General features: G+C 64.0%; 13 protein-coding genes. 10 read left to right on the top strand and 3 right to left on the bottom strand.

The features are described 5' to 3' along the window. Positions 1-53 precede the first annotated feature (53 nt). Together JOH52_RS12465 and JOH52_RS12460 are read right to left on the bottom strand one after the other, a co-directional pair. Positions 54-1,013, bottom strand: a complete 960-nt coding sequence (locus JOH52_RS12465) for a sugar-binding transcriptional regulator (protein WP_003536397.1) — start codon at positions 1,011-1,013, stop codon at positions 54-56. A 206-nt stretch (positions 1,014-1,219) separates the two neighbouring features. Further along, a complete protein-coding gene (locus JOH52_RS12460) occupies positions 1,220-2,023 on the bottom strand; it encodes a helix-turn-helix transcriptional regulator (protein ID WP_017266167.1) in 804 nt (267 codons plus the stop codon). A gap of 142 nt (positions 2,024-2,165) precedes the next feature. Here JOH52_RS12460 and JOH52_RS12455 point away from each other — a divergent pair, with 142 nt between their 5' ends. The 5 genes from JOH52_RS12455 to JOH52_RS12435 all read left to right on the top strand — a co-directional run bounded on the left by JOH52_RS12455 (position 2,166) and on the right by JOH52_RS12435 (position 7,105). Continuing rightward, positions 2,166-3,287, top strand: a complete 1,122-nt coding sequence (locus tag JOH52_RS12455) for an ABC transporter ATP-binding protein (RefSeq protein WP_013844651.1) — start codon at positions 2,166-2,168, stop codon at positions 3,285-3,287. A gap of 51 nt (positions 3,288-3,338) precedes the next feature. Next, the gene (locus JOH52_RS12450) at positions 3,339-4,502 is read left to right on the top strand and encodes a polyamine ABC transporter substrate-binding protein (protein ID WP_010969799.1); all 1,164 of its coding nucleotides are present in this window, start codon (positions 3,339-3,341) and stop codon (positions 4,500-4,502) included. A 152-nt stretch (positions 4,503-4,654) separates the two neighbouring features. Further along, positions 4,655-5,521, top strand: a complete 867-nt coding sequence (locus tag JOH52_RS12445) for an ABC transporter permease (protein WP_010969800.1) — start codon at positions 4,655-4,657, stop codon at positions 5,519-5,521. After that, positions 5,521-6,339 (top strand): ABC transporter permease, encoded by an 819-nt coding sequence (locus JOH52_RS12440; protein ID WP_010969801.1) that lies wholly within the window; start codon positions 5,521-5,523, stop codon positions 6,337-6,339. The genes JOH52_RS12445 and JOH52_RS12440 overlap by 1 nt, the downstream gene beginning before the upstream one ends. A 4-nt stretch (positions 6,340-6,343) precedes the next feature. Then, positions 6,344-7,105, top strand: coding sequence for an SDR family NAD(P)-dependent oxidoreductase (locus JOH52_RS12435; protein ID WP_003536404.1), 762 nt, complete (start codon positions 6,344-6,346; stop codon positions 7,103-7,105). A gap of 91 nt (positions 7,106-7,196) precedes the next feature. Here JOH52_RS12435 and JOH52_RS12430 read toward each other — a convergent pair whose 3' ends face one another. Beyond that, entirely contained in the window at positions 7,197-8,168 is a 972-nt protein-coding gene (locus JOH52_RS12430; RefSeq protein ID WP_014526942.1) for a GlxA family transcriptional regulator, read from the bottom strand. Positions 8,169-8,277: 109 nt separating this feature from the next. On the opposite strand from JOH52_RS12430, the gene bcoG reads away from it, so the two are divergent. The 5 genes from bcoG (at position 8,278) to JOH52_RS12405 (ending at position 15,427) form a co-directional block, all read left to right on the top strand. Continuing rightward, the gene (bcoG, locus tag JOH52_RS12425) at positions 8,278-9,180 is read left to right on the top strand and encodes a 3-dehydrocarnitine:acetyl-CoA trimethylamine transferase BcoG (protein ID WP_010969803.1); all 903 of its coding nucleotides are present in this window, start codon (positions 8,278-8,280) and stop codon (positions 9,178-9,180) included. A gap of 175 nt (positions 9,181-9,355) precedes the next feature. Next, positions 9,356-10,846, top strand: coding sequence for a carnitine 3-dehydrogenase (locus JOH52_RS12420; RefSeq protein ID WP_003537893.1), 1,491 nt, complete (start codon positions 9,356-9,358; stop codon positions 10,844-10,846). Between the two features lie 251 nt (positions 10,847-11,097). Continuing rightward, positions 11,098-12,258 carry an acyl-CoA dehydrogenase family protein gene (locus JOH52_RS12415; RefSeq protein ID WP_010969804.1) on the top strand — a complete coding sequence of 387 codons (1,161 nt, stop codon included), beginning with the start codon at positions 11,098-11,100 and terminating at the stop codon, positions 12,256-12,258. A gap of 317 nt (positions 12,259-12,575) precedes the next feature. Further along, on the top strand, positions 12,576-14,639 hold the full coding sequence (locus JOH52_RS12410; protein WP_010969805.1) for an acetate--CoA ligase family protein: 2,064 nt from the start codon (positions 12,576-12,578) through the stop codon (positions 14,637-14,639). Positions 14,640-14,644: 5 nt separating this feature from the next. Then, complete coding sequence (locus JOH52_RS12405; protein WP_013844655.1) at positions 14,645-15,427, top strand: carnitinyl-CoA dehydratase; 783 nt, start codon at positions 14,645-14,647, stop codon at positions 15,425-15,427. The last annotated feature ends 235 nt before the right edge of the window (positions 15,428-15,662 follow it).

Here is a 15,662-nt window from a genome sequence, read left to right as displayed (position 1 = left end):
TTGCCTCCCCGGACCGCAGCGCCGATTTTCGTCGCTCCTCGGTCCCATGTTTCTCAAGCGGCCAGCGTCTGCGCAGTGCGCTCGTCCGTGATGAGCCCGCTCAGGAATCCGCTCTCCAGGACCGCGCGAATCGGGCGCGTCTTGACCCTGCCCCCGGCAATCGCCACGGTGCGGCGGTTCTTCAGGTCCTGCCGGCCAAGCGTGAAAGTGCGGTTCGAAAGCGCGGTCTCGATCGGCCTGCCCTTCTCGTCGAAGAAGTGGCCGAGCAGCTCGCCGACGCCGCCCGCTTTCTGAATCTCCGCTATTTCGCGCATCTCGATCATCCCGGTCGCCACAAGCGACGCCTCGCGCTCGGCCGTGCCGATTCCGACCATCAGAAGGTCGGCCGACTTCGCGAGATCGAAGACCTCACGCACGCCGCGCTGGCTGAAAAGGACATCGCGATCCTCGACCGTGTTGGCGAAGAACGGCACCGGCATCACATAGGCTTCGGCGCCCGTGCGCTCTGCCAGGCGGTGGATCACGTCATGCGGATTGGCGGAGAATTTTCGCGTGAGCCCGCCGAGCAGCGAAACGAAGCGCGTATTGTTGCTCGCCGTGCGCGGCATGTACTCGATGCTGGCTGCGAGCGTGCGTCCGTGGCCGACGCCGATCAGCGCCGTCTCTCCGCGCTCGATCTCGCGCCTGAGAAACTGTGCCCCGGAGATGCCGAGCGCCTTCAGCGGCAGGTCGTCGCTGTCGAAGTCCGGGACCACCTCGCAATAGTCCAGGCCGTAACGGCTGGAAAGCTTCTGCTCCAGCTCGACGCATTCGGAAACGTCCCCGTCGATATAGACTTTCACCAAGCCTTCCTGATTGGCCTTCATGATCAGCCGATGCGCTTTGAGCGACGTCAGTCCCAGACGCTTGGCGACCTCGGCCTGGGTCAGCCCGCCCGCGTAATGCAGCCAAGCGGCGCGGGTCGCCATGCTCGCCTCGTCGTCGCGGACAGCCATTCCACCGATGATCGCCATGTCCTCCACCCATGCTGCATTGCATGATAATTTTTGCAGCGCATGATATTTTTATCTCGATATGAAATAATTTTCATGGGTTGAAAAAATTGTCAAGTCTGAGTTGGTCGCATGCCGAAAAAACGCGGGCACATCGGCGATGCGTTCCGCTGAGTTTTCGAAAAGCCAAGGGAGTCTGGCGAGCGGGAGAAGCGGAGGCGGTCTCTCTACTGACCGAGATTCTTGATGTAGAGAGACAGGAGCTGGGTTTGCGAGGAAATGCCGAGCTTCCGATAGACGTTGCGGCGGTGCACTTTGACCGTGCCCGTCGAGATGCCGAGCTTCAATCCGATCGATTCGGAAGAATGCCCCTGAAGCACGAGTTCGATGATGGCGGCTTCCCGCTCGGTGAGGTTGAGATGCCGCCAGACCCCGTCTGCCGGCGGATGCGCCGCCTTCCGGCGGCCCCTGCCCTTTTTCGCGAGCGCCGTATCGAAGCGACGGTCGAGTTCCGCCCAATGATGGCGCACGAAAGCGGGCACCAGCGGCTCCGCCTTCTTCAGCAGTGCGAATTCCGCCGCGCTGAAGACGCCCGTCGCCTCCCGCCGCATCAATGAGAGGACGACGGTGACCTGTTCGCTGACCGGCACGAAGAAGCCGACCTCCTCGGCAAGCCCCGTCTGGACGTAGTAGGTCCGGTAGTATTCGCTCGAGAAGAAACGGTCGGGCGCCAGTTCCCGCATGCGCCACACGCCTGGCTTGGGGGCACGAGCGGCGTGATAGAACGGATCGAGCAGATAAGGTCCGGCCTGATAGAGGCTCACGAAGAGCACGTGATCCTCGGCGTCGAACGTACTGTAAAGGTCGAGCGGCCGTTCTTTTCCCCGGTAGGCGAAGACGACGACATAATCGAACGTCATCAAGGTGGACATCAGTCCCCGGAATGTGCAGCCGACAGCCTCGTCATCCATCGGCGCGCCGTTCACCAGCCGCGCCATCGCCTGAAAAAGTCTGTCGAGGTCGATGCCCAAACGGTTCTCCCGGCTCGCTCCGCCGCTCTGGGGTATACTCCTTCCACAGGGCGCTTTGGGTTGAAATACCTCTCTTGGGGTATATACCGGCCCGGGCGCTTTTGACTAGGCTATCCGATAATGACGGTGGAAGCGGCGGTGCATGAACCGCGAGCAATTCCAAGAACGACCGCAGGGAACAGACGTGACATCCGCTTCGACGAACGACATCGAATTCCGTTCGGTCGCCAAACGCTATGGCAGCGTGACGGCGGTATCGGACATCAACCTGACGGTGCCGAAGGGCGCCTTCGTTGCGCTGCTCGGCCCATCCGGCTGCGGCAAGACCACATGCCTGCGCATGATCGGCGGCTTCGAGCAGCCGAGCGAAGGCATGGTCTATATCGGCGGCCAGCCGATGAACGGCGTGCCTGCCTATCGCCGGCCGGTCAACATGGTGTTCCAGCAATATGCGCTTTTCCCGCATCTCGATGTCGAGCAGAACGTCGCCTACGGCTTGAAGCAGACGCGTCCCCGTATCCCGGCGGCCGAGATCACCCGGCGCGCCCAGGAGGCGCTGGAGATGGTCCGACTCGGCGGCTTCGGCAAGCGCCGCATCCACGAAATGTCCGGCGGACAACAGCAGCGCGTGGCGCTCGCCCGTGCCATCGTCAACAAGCCGAAGGTGCTGCTCCTCGACGAGCCGCTCGCAGCGCTCGACAAGAAGCTGCGCACCGCCATGCAGATCGAGCTGCAGAGCCTGCAGCGCGAGCTCGGCATCACCTTCGTGCTCGTCACGCACGATCAGGAAGAGGCGCTCTCTATGAGCGACTTCGTCTGCGTCATGAGCACTGGCCGCATCGTGCAGATCGGGCCGCCGCAGGAGATCTACGACCGCCCGGCAAGCCTCTTCGTCGCCGACTTCGTCGGCAAGACCAACCGCATCGCCGGGACGATCGAACCCGGCGCCGGCGCGGTCCTCCTCGCCAATGGCGTCGGACTTGCCAAGCCCGCCCGCGCCAACGGCACGGCAGGCCCGGTCATGGTGGCGCTGCGCCCGGAGGCGATAAGCCTGGTGCGCGACGGCAGCGCTGCGCTGCGGGGCACGGTGACCCACCGCATCTTCCTGGGCTCGTCCGTCGAATATTCGGTCGAGGTCGAGGGCCTCGGCGATTTTCTCGTTACCGCCGACCGCCGCAGCCTGAACGACAGCGATCTCGCCGAACCCGGTGAAAGGATCGGGCTCAGCTTCGACCCGAATGCAATGCATGTCTTTCCGGCCTGAGGGGCCCGATCTGCCGCAATCAATTGACGTCAACGATAAGGGAACAGCATCATGACCAAGTGGTACAGAGAGAATGCCCCGATCACCGCGGACAAGCTTGCCGACGAGCTGATGCGCCTGAAGCGCGGCTCAGTTTCGCGCCGCCACTTCCTTGGCGTCACCGGCCTCGGCCTCGCGACGGCCGTATTGGCGCGCCAGCCCGGCCTCTTCAACTCCGCCGCTTACGCCGCCGGCGACCTCGGCACGCAGATGTCGATCGCCACCTGGCCGAACTATCACGATCCCGCCACCTTCGAAGCCTTCACCGCCGCGACCGGCGTCGCGGTCGAAGTCAACGTCTTCGGCTCGAACGAGGAAATGCTGGCGAAGCTGCAGGCGGGCGGCATCGGCTGGGACCTCTTCGTGCCCACGAACTACACGATCTCGACTTATGTGAAGCTCGGCCTGATCGACGAGCTCGATCTTTCCAAGCTGCCCAACTACGACGCCTCGACGGAAAATGCGCGCTTCACCAATGAAGGCATTGTCGAAGGCAAGACCTATGCCGTGCCGAAGAACTGGGGAACCACCGGGATCGCCGTGAACTCCGACAAGATCAAGGCGCCGGTTGCGAGCTGGAAGGACTTCTTCGAGATTGCGATGACGGAAGCCGATGGCCGTGCCATGGTGCACGACTATCAGCTCACGACGATCGGCAATGCGCTGGTCTCGCTCGGCTTCTCCTTCAATTCGATCAAGCCCGAAGAGCTCGCCAAGGCCGAAGAGCTGCTGATCAAGGTCAAGCCGCATCTCTATGCCATCAACAGCGACTATCAGCCGTCGATGCGCGCGACCGATGCCTGGATGACGATGTGCTGGACCAATGACGGGGCCCAACTCAACCGCGACATGCCGGAGATCAAGTTCGTGCTCGGCAAGGACGGGGGCGAGATCTGGTCGGACTTCTACGCGATCCCGAAGAGTGCAGCGAACAAACCCGCCGGCTACGCCTTGCTCGATTACCTGATGACCCCGGCAAACGCCGTGAAGGAACACATCGCCAACGGCGCGCCGACGACCGACAGCCGCGTCATGAAGCTGCTTCCGGCCGATGTCACCTCGAACAAGATCGTCTATCCGGACGAAGCGGCCCTCACCCCGCTCGAGTTCGGCGCCGCGGTGACGCTGACGGATCCGGGCCGCGCCGAGCTGATGGCGCGTTTCAAATCGGCTTGAGGCAGAATGTAACCTGCCCCTCATCCGCCTGCCGGCACCTTCTCCCCGCCTGCGGGGAGAAGGGATATGCCGCACCGCTCCAGTCCCCTCTCCCCGCCTGCGGGGAGAGGGTTAGGGTGAGGGGCAGTTTCATTCCAGTTCACGGACAAATCATGCGCGTGGCAACGAACACGAAGAGGAACCTGGTTACGGCGGCGTTGATTGCGCCGGCGGCCGTGTGGCTCACCGTCTTCCTGGTTCTCCCATTCATCGCCATGCTCGTCTTCGCCTTTGGCGAGCGGGCGCCTGAAGGCGGATACCAGCCGGCTTTCACCTTTGCGCAGTTCGCCAATCTGCCGACGCGGGCGGCCGCGTTCTGGAATACGCTGATGCTCGCCCCGGCCGGCGCCCTGCTCTGCCTCGTCGTCGCCTATCCGGTCGCCTATTACCTCGCCGTCAAGGCAAACCCGCGCTACCGACTCATCCTCGTCTCGCTTGTCGTCGTTCCGTTCTGGACGAGCCTGCTCGTGCGTACCTATGCCTGGATGTACATCCTCGGCTCGCGCGGCATTCCCAATCTCCTGTCGATGATCGGCATCGAGGACGTCCGCATGCTGAACACGCCCGGCGCCGTGCTGCTCGGCATCGTCTACGGCTATCTGCCGCTGATGATCATGCCGATCTATGTGAGCCTGGAAAAGCTCGACCGCCGCCTGTTGGAGGCTTCCGCCGATCTTGGCGGCAAGCCCGTCTCCACCTTTCTCGGCGTCACTCTGCCGCTGTCGCTGCCGGGCGTCATGACGGGCGTCGCGCTCGTCACCATCCTGCTTCTCGGCGAGTATCTGATCCCGCAGCTGCTCGGCGGCGGCAAGGTCTTCTTCATCGGCAATGCGCTGGTCGATCTCTTCCTGCAGTCGCGGAACTGGCCCTTCGGATCGGCGATCGCGGTGACCCTCGTCGCCGTCGTCGTCGTCGTCCTCATGGTGGCGATGCGGATCGCCTGGAAGGTCGCCGGAACAAGACAGGTGGATCTCGTCTGATGCGCGCCTTCATCTCCTCCGTCTATCTCTTCCTCTATGCGCCGATCGCGCTGGTCGTGCTCTTCTCGTTCAATGCCGGCCGCAATGCGAGCGAGTTCACGGGCTTTTCGCTCGCCTGGTACGGCAAGGCGCTCGGCAACACATTTCTCGTCTCGGCGCTGCAGAACAGCCTGATCATCGCGTTCACCAGCGCCACGCTTGCCGCCGTCTTCGGCACCATGGCCGCACTGGGCATGGAGCGGCTTGGCTCTCGCATGCGGGCGCTCTTCGATGCACTCTTCGCCGCGGCGATCGTCGTCCCGGGCGTCGTCATCGGCATCGCGACACTGGTCGCGCTCGTCGCGGTCTTCTCCTTCGTCAACCCGACGATCGCAGCCCTCTGGCCCGGCGAGCAGCCGCCGCAACTGGGACTCGGTTACGGCTCCATCATCGCCGCCCATGGGCTCTTCTCGATGGCGCTCGTCACCATGATCGTCAAGGCGCGCATCGCGAGCCTCGGCCGCGACATCGTCGAGGCGTCGGGCGACCTCTATGCGACGCCGCTCACCACTTTCAGGCTGATCGTGCTGCCGCAGATCCTGCCGTCGATCCTCGCGGGCTTTCTCCTCGCTTTCACCTTCTCCTTCGACGACTTCATCATCGCCTTCTTCGTCGCCGGCTCGAAGACGACCCTGCCGATCTATGTCTTCGCCTCGATCCGCCGCGGGGTGACGCCGGAAATCAACGCGATCGCGACCCTGGTCCTGGTCGCCTCGCTTTTACTTATCCTGACCGCCCGCGTGCTCATGCGCGAAAAGAAAAGCAAATCCGGGGAGTGAAACAATGATCCTGAACAACCGGATCGCGATCGTGACCGGAGCGGGCTCCGGAATCGGCCGGGCGGGTGCCGCCATCATGGCCCGCGAAGGCGCACATGTGGTGGTCGTCGACCGCAGCGTGGAAGCCGCAGGGGACACCGTGGCAGCGATCGCCGCCGGGGGCGGCAGCGCTGAAGCGCTCGCGGTCGACGTCACCGACGACGACGCGCTTGCGGACGGCATTGCCGATATCCTCTACCGGCACGGACGGATCGACATCCTGCACAATCACGCCGGCGCGCAGGTCGCCGGCGACCTGGAAGAGGTCGAGGTGGCGGGTTTCGACCGGTCCTGGAACCTCAACGTCCGCGCCCATTTCATGGCCGCCCGCCTTGTCATGCCCTCGATGAAGAAGGCGGGCCGCGGCGTGATCGTCAACACGTCTTCCTCGTCAGGCGTTCTCTACGATCGTGAGATGATCGCCTATACGACGACGAAACACGCAGTCATCGCCATGACCCGGCAGATGGCGGGCGACTATGCGAAATACGGCGTCAGGGTGAACGCTCTTTGCCCCGGCTGGGTCGACACGCCCTTCAACGAGCCCTTCATCGACCAGATGGGCGGGCGCGAGGCCATCGAAGCCTATATCCGCGAGAGGGTTCCGCTCGGCCGCTGGGCGAGCGTCGACGAGATCGCCGAGTCGATCCTCTTCCTTGTTTCCGACCGTTCCTCCTACATGACCGGACAGATCCTCGTGGTGGACGGGGGCGAGACGGTGGTCTGATCGCTGAATCCTTTCTCGAGGGACTTGCGGCAGATCGCTGATTCGACTCGCAAAACTCACCTTCGCTCAGTTGCCGCGTGAAGCCCTTGACTCAGTTTTTCAGCTTGAGCCGCCGGCGCGTCTCGCTGGGGCTTTCCCGATAATGCGCGCGATAGCTGCGCGAAAATGAAGACGACGAGTTGAAGCCGGAAATCGCCGCTATGTCGGCGAACTCCATCCGCGTTTCGATGACCTTGCGCCGTGCAGCGTTGAGCCGCAGCGCCAGATAGTGTTCGTGCGGCGCGACGCCCATGGTTTCCTTGAAGAGATCCTGAAGGTGCCGGGCGCTGACCCCCACGCGCCGCGCCAGCCGCGCGAGCGTCAGCGGAGCCTCGACCGTTTCTTCCATCAGCTTGACCGCGGCGCCGACGCGGGTGTCGAGAATGCGCATGTTGCCGATTGCGGGTACCTGCAGGAGGTCGCCGCGGGTGCGTTCCTGCTCGTAGATGAAGAGGCGCGACACTTCGAGCGCCAGCGAATAGCCGTGCGCGCGGCGGATCAGTTCCAGCATCAGGTCCAGCGTCGGCAGCGAGCCGCCGGTGGTGATGCGTTTTCGGTCGATGACGAAACGCTCGCGCACCATCGTCACCTGCGGATAGGCGGCGGCGAAATCCTCGAAATCCTCCCAATGGGTGGTGGCCGAGAAATTGTCGAGGAGGCTCGTCTCCGCCAGCAGCCAGGAGCCGGATTCGATGCCGGCCATCATCTCGCGGTGCCGCGCCGTCTGCGACAGGAGCATCTTGAGCTGCGAGGTGGCGCTGCGCTGCCAGTGGTAGCTGGAAAGCACGAAGAGCGGCGCCGTCTCGCGCTGCGGACGGAAGGCGCCGGCCACCGGAACGGGAATGCCGCTCTTCGTTTCGATCGCCCTCCCGTCCGGACTGAACAGGCTCCAGCTGTAAAGCGTCCGCCCGGCGATGCGGTTGGCGGCGCGCAGCGGTTCGATAACCGATGCGACAAGGATGAGATTGGTCTCCGGCAGGATCAGAAGATCGATATGCTGCGCCTGCGCGATGCTGCTGTCCAAGGCAAAACTTCCTCCAGAGAATTCCGATAATGTATAGGATGGTTCTATCCATGAAAAGCAGCGCCGCACTTTCTGGCTCGTAATACGGACAACGAAAGGGAGGACATCAATGCCGCTCAGCATGAACCGCGAGGTGTTCATCACATGCGCCGTCACCGGCGCCGGAGACACCGTCTCGAAATCCAGCCACGTTCCGGTCACGCCGAAACAGATCGCCGAGTCGGCGATCGAGGCCGCCAAGGCGGGTGCCGCCGTCGTCCATTGTCACGTCCGCGATCCCGAGACCGGCGCGCCTGCCCGGCGGCTCGATCTCTACAGGGAAGTGACCGATCGCATCCGCTCCGCCGATATAGACGTGGTGCTCAATCTGACCGCCGGCATGGGCGGAGACCTCGTTTTCGGTAACGTCGAGAGCCCCTTCCCCGTCGACGAGAAGGGCACGGACATGGCCGGCGCCACCGAACGCGTCGCGCATGTCGCCGAATGCCTGCCGGAAATCTGCACGCTCGACTGCGGCACGATGAATTTCTCGCTGGGCGATTACGTCATGACCAATACGCCGTCGATGCTGCGCGAGATGGCACGGCAGATGACCGCACTCGGCGTGCGTCCGGAGATCGAGGCCTTCGACACCGGGCATTTGTGGTTCGCCAAGCAACTCGCCGAAGAAGGCCTGATCGAGGATCCGGTGCTGATCCAGCTCTGCATGGGCATTCCGTGGGGCGCGCCGGACGATCTCAACACCTTCATGGCCATGGTCAACAACGTGCCCTCGAACTGGACCTTCTCCGCCTTCTCGATCGGCCGGAACGCCATGGCCTATCCCGCCGCCGCGGTCCTTGCCGGCGGCAACGTCCGCGTCGGCCTGGAAGACAATCTCTATGTCGGCAAGGGCCAGCTCGCGACCAATGCCCAGCTCGTGGAGAAAGCGGTCTCCGTCGTCGAGAGCATGGGCGCGAAGATCATCGGTCCGGAAGAGGTCCGCAGGAAGCTGAAGCTGACGAAGCGGTAAGAGTCAGTTCGGCCCCTCATCCGCCTGCCGGCACCTTCTCCCCGTTGAAACGGGGAGAAGGACGCAAGCCGTAGGCGCCCAGTCCCCTCTCCCCGCCTGCGGGGAGAGGGTTAGGGTGAGGGGCATACTCGACTGGAGGGGTAGACTAGGATTCCAAGGAATCGAGGAGAGGGGAATGACCACAATCACCAAGGCCGCCTGTATCGGCGGCGGCGTCATCGGCGGGGCCTGGGCTGCGCGTTTTGCGCTTGCAGGAATAGACGTCAACATCTTCGACCCGCATCCGGAAGCCGAGCGCATCATCGGCGAGGTCATGGCGAATGCGGAACGCGCCTATGGCATGCTGACCATGGCGCCGCTGCCGCCGCGCGGCAAATTCACCTTCTGCAGGAGCATTCAGGAAGCGGTCGAGGGCGTTGACTGGATTCAGGAAAGCGTGCCCGAACGGCTGCCGTTGAAGCGCGGCGTCATCAACGAGATCGATGCGGCCGCCCGGCCCGACGCCCTCATCGGTTCCTCCACCTCGGGCCTGCTCCCGTCCGACCTGCAGGCCGAGATGAAGCATCCCGAACGCATGTTCGTGGCGCATCCCTATAACCCGGTCTATCTGCTGCCGCTGGTGGAGCTCGTCGGCGGCAGGAAGACTTCGCCGGAAACGATCAGACGCGCCGAGGAAGCGGTCGCCGAGATCGGCATGAAGGGAGTCGTCATCGCCAAGGAGATAGAGGCCTTCGTCGGCGACCGCTTGCTCGAAGCGCTCTGGCGCGAAGCGCTCTGGCTGATCCAGGACGACATCTGCGATACCGAGACGCTCGACGACGTCATGCGATATTCCTTCGGCATGCGCTGGGCACAGATGGGTCTCTTCGAGACTTATCGCATCGCCGGCGGCGAAGCGGGCATGCGCCACTTCCTCGCCCAGTTCGGCCCCTGCCTCAAATGGCCCTGGACGAAATTCACCGACGTGGTCGATCTCGACGACGCGCTTGTCGAGAAGATCGGGGCACAATCGGACGCGCAGGCCGCCGGTCGCTCCATCCGCGAACTCGAACGCATCCGGGACGAAAACCTCGTCGGTATCATGCATGCCTTGAAGGCCGGCGACGGCGGCAAAGGCTGGGGTGCCGGCAAGCTGCTCGCCGATTTCGAGAAGCGGCTTTGGGAAAAGGGCGGCAGCCCGTCGAAGAGCCTGGACGCGTCCGGGCCGCTGCGTCTGGTCGATACCAAGGTCAACGCCGCCTGGGTCGACTACAACGGCCACATGACCGAGCATCGCTACTTGCAGCTCTTCGGCGACACCTCGGATGCACTGCTCAAGGTGATCGGCGTCGACTTCGCCTATGTCGAGGCCGGCCACAGCTACTACACGGTCGAAACCCACATCCGCCATCTCGGCGAAGCCAAGCTCGGACAGGCGCTCTATACGACCCTGCAGCTCCTTTCGTCGGACGAGAAGCGCATCCACTTCTTCACGCGCATTCACGATGCGGCTTCGGGCGATGTCATCGCCACCGCCGAACAGATGATGCTGCATGTCGACGCCAAGGCCGGCAAGTCCGTGCCGGCTCCGGCGGAGGTGATGGCCAAGCTGAAGCCGATCGCGGAAGGTCATGCGAAGCTGGACGCGCCTGATGGCGCCGGGCGGCATGTAGGGCAGAAGCGGTGACGGAGATGTTGGCGGGATAAGAGCCCCTCATCCGCCTGCCGGCACCTTCTCCCCGTCCTGACGGGGAGAAGGGATATGCCGCAGCCGCTTGCACCCCATCTACCGTGGGGCACGTACCCTCTCCCCGCGAGCGGGGAGAGGGTTAGGGTGAGGGGCAGACCCGAGGAGAGGGGCAGACACTGCCCGAGAGCTCCGCAGTGGATCGTTGAGGAGCGATCTGCCGCGCGGACCAGAATGGACGAGGGAGAACAATGAATTTCGCACTGACCGAAGAACAGCAGATGATCGTCGACACGGTCCGCACCTTCGTCGAGACCGAGATCTATCCGCATGAGAACGAGGTCGAGCGGACCGGAGTGGTGCCGCGCGAACTCGGGCTGGAAATCGCCCGCAAGTGCAAGGAGCTCGGCTTCTTCGCCTGCAACTTCCCGGAAGAGGTCGGCGGCGCCGGCCTGGACCATCTGACCTTCACGCTGGTCGAACGCGAGCTCGGACGCGGGTCCATGGGCCTCACCGTCTTCTTCGGGCGGCCGTCCGGCATCCTGATGGCCTGCAACGAGGATCAGCGAGAGCGATACCTGCTCCCGGCCGTCCGCGGCGACAAGTTCGACGCGCTCGCCATGACCGAGCCGGACGCCGGCTCCGACGTGCGCGGCATGAAGTGTTTCGCGCGGCCGGACGGCGACGACTGGATCGTCAACGGCACGAAGCATTTCATCAGTCATGCCGATATTGCCGATTTCGTCATCGTCTTCATCGCCACCGGCGAGGAGCAGACGCCGCGCGGACCGAAGAAGAAGATCACCTGTTTCCTGGTCGACCGCGGCACCCCGGGCTTCGAAATCCGCGAGGGTTACAATTCCGTCTCGCATCGCGGCTACAAGAACTGCATCCTGACTTTCGACGACTGTCGGCTGCCTTCCGCCCAGATCCTCGGCGAGGTTCATAAAGGCTTCGATATTGCCAATGACTGGCTCTACGCCACCCGCCTGACCGTGGCCGCCACCTCCGTCGGCCGCGCCCGTCGCGCCTTCGATTACGCGCTCTCCTACGCGGCCGAGCGCAAGCAGTTCGGCAAGCCGATCAGCGCCAATCAGGGCGTCTCCTTCAAGCTTGCCGACATGATCACCGAGATCGACGCGGCCGACCTCCTGACGCTCTCGGCCGCCTGGCGGCTCGACCAGGGCCTGCCGTCCAACCGCGAGATCGCTTCGGCCAAGGTCTTTGCCACCGAAATGCTCGCCCGCGTCACCGACGAGGCGATCCAGATCTATGGCGGCATGGGGCTCATGGACGACCTGCCGCTCGCCCGCTTCTGGCGCGACGCACGCGTCGAGCGCATCTGGGATGGGACGTCGGAGATTCAACGACACATCATCAGCCGCGATCTGCTCCGGCCGCTGGGGGCTTGAGTGATGCGGCAGCGCTTTAGTTTCGGCAGTTTGCCCCTCACCCTAGCCCTCTCCCCGCGCGCGGTAGGGCTTTCGCATATGGCCGATTTCGAGGAATCGAATGGCGAACAGAACGGAATCGCATCGAGAACAAACCCTTCGATGTTCCATGCCTGTTCCGCATATGCGATTCCCCTGCCGCGCGCGGGGAGAGGGGACGCCCTTTGCGCAGTGGCTGCAGTTGAGCAGAATGGCGCGGCATATCCCTTCTCCCCGCCTGCGGGGAGAAGGTGGCGGCAGCCGGATGAGGGGCATGGCAGCGTTCGGAAGGTGACGCAATGACCACCCCTCCCCGCTCCCTCGACCGTCTCATCCGCCCACGCTCCATCGCCGTCTTCGGCGGCAAGGAGGCGCGCCGCGTCATCGAGCAATGCGACAAGATGGGCTTTGCCGGTGACATCTGGCCGGTCCACCCGCGCGAAGAAGAGATCCTCGGCCGCCGCTGCTATCGCTCGGTGGCCGACCTGCCGGAGGCGCCCGATGCCTCCTTCGTCGGGGTCAACCGCGCGCTCACGATCGAGATCATCCGCGATCTCGCCACGCGGGGCGCCGGGGGTGCCGTCTGCTACGCATCCGGTTTCCGCGAGGCCGCAAACGAGCTTGCCGATGGCAACGACCTGCAGGAGGCGCTCGTCGCGGCGGCCGGCGACATGCCGATCGTCGGCCCCAACTGCTACGGCTTCATCAACATGCTGGACGGCGCGCTGCTCTGGCCCGACCAGCACGGCATGCTCCGGGTCGAACGAGGCGTCGCGATCCTCACGCAGTCCTCGAATATCGCATGCAATATCTCGATGCAGAAGCGCGGGCTGCCGCTGGCCTATGTCATGACGGCAGGCAACCAGGCGCAGACGGGCCTTTCCGACATCGCCTGCGCCGTGCTCGAGGATCCGCGCGTCACCGCCGTCGGTCTCCATATCGAAGGCTTCGACAGCATCGAGGCGCTGGAAAGGCTTGCCGCCCGCGCCCGCGAGCTGCGCAAACCCGTGGTCACGCTGAAGGTCGGGAAATCGGAAGCCGCCCAGCTTGCCACCGTCTCCCACACCGCCTCGCTGGCCGGCAACGACCGGGTCTCCTCGGCCCTGCTCGCCCGCCTCGGCATCGGCCGCGTCGACACGCTGCCCGAGCTGCTCGAAACCCTGAAGCTGCTGCATCTTCATGGGCCGCTGCCCAGCGCCGATATCTCCTCGATGAGCTGTTCGGGCGGCGAGGCATCGCTGGTGGCGGATGCCGGCGTCCGGCGCAAAGTCAATTTCCGGGCACTCAGGGAGGAACAACGCCAGCCGCTGCGCGAAAGCCTCGGCGAAATGGTGACGATCGCCAATCCGCTCGACTACCACACGTTCGTCTGGGGAAATCGCGAGAAGCAGACGGCCGCCTTCACGGCCATGATGCACGGCGGCTACGCGCTCAACCTGATCGTGCTCGATTTCCCGCGGCTCGATCGCTGCGACGCGGCCGACTGGGTCACGACCTGTGAGGCGGTCATCGATTCGACGAAGGCTACCGGCGCGGTCGCCGGCATCGTCGCCAGCCTCGGCGAGAACATGCCCGAGGAAACCGCGATCTCTCTGGTGTCGGCGGGCGTCGTGCCCTTCTTCGGTATCGACGAAGCGCTCGGCGCCGTCGAGACCGCCGCTGCGATCGGCGCCGTGTGGGCGAAGCCCGCAGCACCTCCCCTCCTTCGCTCGCGTCCTGAGGGAGGCGAGATCGTCACCCTGAGCGAAGCCGAGGCGAAGGATGAGCTCGCAGCCGCGGGCGTCATCGTTCCCGGCGGCAGGAGCGCCGCGACAGTCGAGGAAGCCGCGGCGGCGGCCGAGTCCCTCGGCTTCCCCGTGGCCCTCAAGGGCCTCGGCGTGGCGCACAAGACCGAAGCCGGTGCGGTCAGGCTCAATCTGACAAACCGTGACGAGGTCATCGAGGCGGCGCGCGGCATGGCATCGGTCGCCTCCGGCTACCTCGTCGAGAAGATGATCGCCAAGCCGGTGGCGGAACTGATCGTCGGGGCGGCGCGCGACGCGGTCGCAGGTCCGGTGCTGACGATCGGCGCCGGCGGCATTCTCGTCGAATTGCTGGAGGATTCCGCGATCCTCACGCTGCCGGTCACCGAAGAGAGTATCCGCGATGCGATTGCGGGGCTCAAAATCAGCAGGCTGCTCGATGGCTATCGCGGCAATCCGAAGGGCGATATCGCCGCCTTGATACGAACTGTCGCTGCCGCGGCATCCTATGTCGTTGCAAACGCTTCCAAACTCGAAGAACTCGATATCAATCCTATAATGGTGCTGCCGGACGGCCACGGAGCCGTTGCCGCCGACGCCCTGATCCGCCGGAGGAAATGACGCCCATGACCGGACCGATCCTTACGCGCCGCGAAGGCGGCATTCTCGAAGTCACGATCGACCGGCCGAAGGCCAATGCCATCGACCTGAAGACCAGCCGCGTCATGGGCGAGATCTTCCGCGATTTCCGGGACGACCCGGAGCTTCGGGTCGCGATCATCACCGGCGCCGGCGAGAAATTCTTCTGCCCCGGCTGGGACCTGAAGGCGGCGGCGGAAGGCGACCCTGTCGATGGAGATTACGGCGTCGGCGGTTTCGGCGGCATGCAGGAGCTGCGCGACCTCAACAAGCCGATCATCGCGGCCGTCAACGGCATCTGTTGCGGTGGCGGCCTGGAGATCGCGCTTTCGACCGACATCATCCTCGCAGCCGAACATGCGAGTTTCGCACTCCCGGAAATCCGCTCGGGTACGCTCGCCGATGCCGCTTCGATCAAGCTGCCGAAGCGCATCCCCTACCATATCGCCATGGACATGCTGCTCACCGGCCGCTGGCTCGACGTGGTCGAAGCGAACCGCTGGGGCTTCGTCAACGAGATCCTGCCGGCCGGACGGCTGATGGACCGCGCGTGGGAACTGGCGCGCCTGCTCGAAAGCGGCCCGCCGCTCGTCTATGCCGCAATCAAGGAAGTGGTCCGTGATGCCGAGGGCCGGGACTTCCAGACGACCATGAACAAGGTCACCCGTCGCCAGTTCAGGACAGTTGATGTCCTCTATTCGAGCGAGGACCAGCTCGAGGGCGCCCGCGCCTTTGCGGAGAAGCGCGACCCGGTCTGGAAGGGACGCTGAGATACGCGGCCGCTTCGGCCGCGGACAGAGTGGAAGCCGGGGATGCCGGCCTTTCAGCGTGACGCGCCGCGAGCACCGGCGCTTGCGGCTGAGCAGTCATTCCATAAGACATGCTTATGGAAAAGATTTATAATTTAGGACGTTACAAGCCCCGTCCAAGCGGTTAGCCTTATGGATGAACAGCGCGGATAACGCGCAAAGAGACCAAATGAGGAGGTCAGGATAGAGACGATCA

Source organism: Sinorhizobium meliloti (assembly GCF_017876815.1).
GTDB lineage: Bacteria > Pseudomonadota > Alphaproteobacteria > Rhizobiales > Rhizobiaceae > Sinorhizobium > Sinorhizobium meliloti.
This window is presented reverse-complemented; position numbering and strand designations above follow the sequence as displayed.

What these genes read in the sequence shown, in the direction of transcription:
- JOH52_RS12465 (WP_003536397.1), bottom strand. Translation starts at nt 1,013, where the DNA reads ATGGCGATCATCGGTGGAATGGCTGTCCGCGACGACGAGGCGAGCATG.
- JOH52_RS12455 (WP_013844651.1), top strand. Translation starts at nt 2,166, where the DNA reads ATGAACCGCGAGCAATTCCAAGAACGACCGCAGGGAACAGACGTGACA.
- JOH52_RS12450 (WP_010969799.1), top strand. Translation starts at nt 3,339, where the DNA reads ATGACCAAGTGGTACAGAGAGAATGCCCCGATCACCGCGGACAAGCTT.
- JOH52_RS12445 (WP_010969800.1), top strand. Translation starts at nt 4,655, where the DNA reads ATGCGCGTGGCAACGAACACGAAGAGGAACCTGGTTACGGCGGCGTTG.
- JOH52_RS12440 (WP_010969801.1), top strand. Translation starts at nt 5,521, where the DNA reads ATGCGCGCCTTCATCTCCTCCGTCTATCTCTTCCTCTATGCGCCGATC.
- JOH52_RS12435 (WP_003536404.1), top strand. Translation starts at nt 6,344, where the DNA reads ATGATCCTGAACAACCGGATCGCGATCGTGACCGGAGCGGGCTCCGGA.
- bcoG (WP_010969803.1), top strand. Translation starts at nt 8,278, where the DNA reads ATGCCGCTCAGCATGAACCGCGAGGTGTTCATCACATGCGCCGTCACC.
- JOH52_RS12420 (WP_003537893.1), top strand. Translation starts at nt 9,356, where the DNA reads ATGACCACAATCACCAAGGCCGCCTGTATCGGCGGCGGCGTCATCGGC.
- JOH52_RS12415 (WP_010969804.1), top strand. Translation starts at nt 11,098, where the DNA reads ATGAATTTCGCACTGACCGAAGAACAGCAGATGATCGTCGACACGGTC.
- JOH52_RS12410 (WP_010969805.1), top strand. Translation starts at nt 12,576, where the DNA reads ATGACCACCCCTCCCCGCTCCCTCGACCGTCTCATCCGCCCACGCTCC.
- JOH52_RS12405 (WP_013844655.1), top strand. Translation starts at nt 14,645, where the DNA reads ATGACCGGACCGATCCTTACGCGCCGCGAAGGCGGCATTCTCGAAGTC.